Here is a 3,964-nt window from a genome sequence, read left to right on the forward strand (position 1 = left end):
ATGCCGATGTGCGGTCGGTCGCCGGTGGCTTTTCCGCCTGGAAGGCTGCCGGTCTGCCGGTGGATGTGCCGCCGCAGCTCGACGCCGCCCAGCGCGAGCGCTACCGCCGTCACCTGACCATGCCGGAGGTGGGGGAGGCCGGCCAGCACAGGCTTCTTCGCAGCCGCGTCGCCCTGATCGGGGCCGGTGGGCTGGGGTCGCCGATCGCGCTTTACCTCGCCGCTGCCGGGGTGGGGCGTCTGACCCTGATCGACGACGACCGGGTGGAGCGCAGCAATCTCCAGCGCCAGATCCTGCATGCCGAAAGCCGGCTGGGCCAGCGCAAGGTGGAGAGCGGCCGTGCCGCCCTGCTCGACCTCAACCCGACGATCGAGGTGGTCTCGCACGACACGCGGCTGGAGGCCGCCAATGTGCTGGACCTGCTGGCCGGGCACGATGTCGTGGTCGACGGGTCGGACAATCTGCCGACGCGCTATCTGGTCAACGACGCCTGCCTGCGGCTGGGCGTGCCGAACGTCTATGGCGCCATCTTCCGATTCGAAGGGCAGGTGTCGGTGTTCGGCGGCGCGGCACCGGGTGTGCGTCCCTGCTACCGCTGCCTGTTTCCGGAGCCGCCGCCGGCCGAATATGCCCCGTCCTGCGCGGAGGCCGGTGTGCTGGGCGTGCTTCCCGGCGTGATCGGCACCATCATGGCGGCGGAAACCATCAAGCTGTTGCTCGGCCTCGGCGAACCGCTGGCCGGCCGGCTGCTGCTCTATGACGGGCTGCGCGGCGAGTTCAACGAGATCGCGGTTCCGGTCGATCCCGACTGCCCCTCCTGTTCGGCGGGTGCGCGGCCGGAATTGAACGACATCGCGGCGGTCTGCGGGGTGTGATCGAAAACAGCGATGTGCCCCTTCCCTGTTCTGCAGTCGAACCGGGTGCCTGGCAGGGGATGGCAGGGGATGGCAGGGGAAAGAGGTCAGGCGGCCGTCTTCTGGAGGATGACGCTCTGCACCAGCTTCTTCAGGGCGGCGAAATCGACGGGCTTGGTCACCAGCTCGGTCGCGCCGATGTCCAGGGCGCGGCGGCGGTTCTCGCTGTCGCCATAGGCGGTGACCATGATGACCGGAACATGCGGAGCGTCCACACGAAGGCGCTGCAGGAAGTCCAGGCCGCTCATCCCCGGCATATTAATATCGCTAAGGACAAGAACAGCTTCCGGTTGCAGGCCGCTGCTCAAGCTATCGAGAGCTTCTTCGCCAGAAGAGGCGAAGTGAAGTGCCAATTCACCACGACGCAATTCAGCGCGAAAACGCTGGCGGAACAAATCCTCGATATCCGGTTCGTCATCCACGACGAGGATTCCCAAGGTCATGTCTTTCGGCGCCCCCTAGCGACATGGCCGTCACGGATCGTGGCAGCGTGATCGTAAACTCGGCATGCTCGTTTTCGACGCTGGATACGTCGAAACGGCCCCTGTGTTGATGTACCACGATGTCATAGCTGAGTGAAAGACCTAACCCGGTTCCTTCGCCGGTCGGTTTTGTGGTGAAGAAGGGTGTGAACAACTTTTCGATCACTGCGGGAGGCATGCCGACTCCATTGTCGCGAATTCTTATGGAGACATCGGCTCCTCTTGTGCTGGTTGTGACCGTCAGCGTCGGTTCATAGCTGGAGTCGCCGCAGGTCAACTGGCGTTTGCGGACGGCATAAAAGCTGTTGGTGAACAGATTGACCAGCACGCGCGAGATGTCCTGCGGCACCAGCTTCACCTCGCCCACCGCAGGCTCGAATCGACGCTCCAGTGTGGCGTTGAAGCTGCGGTCCTGGGAACGGACGGCATGGTAGGAGAGGGTCAGCGCTTCCTCCACCAGGGCGTTCAGGCCGGTGGTCTGCCATTCGCCGCCGCCGCCGCGCGAATGGGCCAGCATGCTCTTGACGATGTTGTCGGCGCGGCGGCCATGGTCAGCGATCTTGCGCAGGTTGCTTTGCAGGCTGTCGACCAGATCGTCGACGTCGGCGCGGGTCGCATCGTCCAGATGGCCGTTCAAGGGCTCCAGCAGGGCCAGCAGCTCGTCCAGCAACTCGCCGGACAGTTCGGCGAAATTATTGACGAAGTTCAGCGGGTTCTTCAGCTCATGCGCGATGCCGGCGGTCAGCTGGCCGAGCGAGGCCATCTTCTCCTGCACGATCAATTGCTGCTGTGTTTCGCGCAGTTCCGCCAGGATCGCCTCGGCGCGCTCCTTGGCCTCCCGCAGTTCGTCCTCGATGCGCTTGCGGTCGGTGATGTCGTTTTGGGTGATGACGTAGCCGCCGTCCGCACGCGGCGCGGTGCGGATGTCCAGGATGCGGCCGTTGGAGGGCACTTGTCGTTCCGAATTGATGACGCCCTTGACCAGGAAGCGGGTGCACAGCTCCGCCACGGTCTCTTCGCAGGGCACGTCGCCGTAATCGCCGCGCCGGTGGTTGTAATAGAGGGTCTCCGCCACCGGGGTTCCGGGCGGGAACATGCCGGGCGGATAGTCCCACAGCCGGAAATATTCGCTGTTGGCGCCTTCCAGCCGCAGGTCGCGATCCAGCATCAGCACGCCGTTCGGCATGGCGTCGATGGCCGCCTGAAGCAATTGCCCCTGATGCGGGATCTCGGCATTGGCGGCCTCGGGGCGCATCTGGGTCAGCATCTCCATCACCGCGGGTGTGCCGCCCCAATCCACCGGTTCAAGCAGCTGATCGAACCACTGGATGCTGGTGTCGGCGCGATGGCGCTTGATCCGGCGGGCCAGCGACCGGGTCGGACCCTCCAGGCACCGCGTATAGGCGTGTCGCTCCGCCATCCTTGCGTCTTCCGGAACCAGCGCCATGATGTCGGGCAGGTCCATGACCTGCGCGGCCGAATCGTAGCCCAGCAGGCGGGCGAGCGTGCCGCTGCAATGGAGGATCGCGCCGTTGCGATGGACGATCAGCCCCGGCATCGCCGCGACCAGCTGATCATGGTAGAGCTGTGCCCGCTCCAGCGAGGCTGCGACCGACTCCTCCGGGCAATAGGACGACAGCGGGGGCAGGGCTCGCAGCAGGTCGGCTTTGTCGTCCATGAAAGAATCCCGAAGATGTCGTCGGTAGGAAGCCGCAACCGATCCGGAACGGTCAGGGCGCGTCCAGCGGCAGCCGGAGGATCACGCAGGTGCCGCGGCCGGGTTCGCTGTCGATGTCGATCTCGCCGCCCAGCTTGCCGGTCACCAGGTTGAAGACGGCATAGAGCCCCAGCCCCATGCTGCCGGCGCCACGGCGGGTGGTGGTGAAGGGTTGGAACAGCCGCGGCTGGATGTCGATGGGGATGCCGCGGCCGTTGTCGGACACGCGCAGTTCCACCCGGTCCTCGCCCAGCATCCGCACCGAAACGGTGACCCTGCCCGGACGGCGGACGCTGTCCTCCAGCATCTCGCCGTCGCCGCCTGCTGCGGCGACCGGAACCGTCTCGAAGGCATGGGCGAAGGCGTTGGTCAGCAGGGCGAGCAGCACCTCGGTCAGCGCACCGGGATAGGTGTCGAGCGCCAGCCCGTCCGGGCATTCCAGCGCCAGCTCATGCCCTGCGGCGGCTGGCTGCACCTGCACCGCCAGCACAATGTCCGACAGATAGTCGCGCAGGCCGACGCGGCTGCGCGGGGAGCTGGCCTTGCCCTCCGTCACCAGCTTCAGGCTCTGGATCAGCGCGGCGGCGCGCTCGATGTTGGCGACCAGCAGGGTGGAGACCTCGCTGGCGGTGCCGACATAGTCCTGAAAGTCGCTCTTGCGCAGCTGGCCGCCCTTGAAGGTCATGATGATCGCCTCCGACGCCGTCTGCAGATGGGTCGCGGCGGTCAGTGCGATGCCGACGGGGGTGTTGATCTCGTGGGCGACCGCGGCGATCAGCTGGGCGATCACCGCCATCTTCTCCGCCCGGATCAGGTGGGACTGCATACGCCTCAGGTCGGCCAGCGCCTCT

At 65.8% G+C, this 3,964-nt stretch carries 4 protein-coding genes; 1 reads left to right on the plus strand and 3 read right to left on the minus strand.

Annotated features, from left to right (window positions below):
• On the plus strand, positions 1-875 hold an 875-nt coding region (gene moeB, locus I71_RS31385; RefSeq protein ID WP_042703576.1), incomplete at its 5' end, for a molybdopterin-synthase adenylyltransferase MoeB.
• Positions 876-961: 86 nt separating this feature from the next.
• Here moeB and I71_RS31390 read toward each other — a convergent pair.
• From I71_RS31390 to I71_RS31400, 3 genes are all read right to left on the minus strand, one after another.
• A complete protein-coding gene (locus I71_RS31390) occupies positions 962-1,357 on the minus strand; it encodes a response regulator (protein ID WP_042703578.1) in 396 nt (131 codons plus the stop codon).
• A complete protein-coding gene (locus tag I71_RS31395; protein WP_042703580.1) occupies positions 1,329-3,074 on the minus strand; it encodes a PAS-domain containing protein in 1,746 nt (581 codons plus the stop codon). The genes I71_RS31390 and I71_RS31395 overlap by 29 nt, the downstream gene beginning before the upstream one ends.
• A gap of 52 nt (positions 3,075-3,126) precedes the next feature.
• Positions 3,127-3,964, minus strand: an 838-nt coding sequence (locus I71_RS31400; RefSeq protein WP_042703582.1) for a sensor histidine kinase, incomplete at its 5' end; no start/stop codon positions are given.

The sequence above is a fragment of the Azospirillum sp. B506 genome (genome assembly GCF_000333595.1).
In the GTDB taxonomy this organism is placed as follows: Bacteria; Pseudomonadota; Alphaproteobacteria; order Azospirillales; family Azospirillaceae; genus Azospirillum.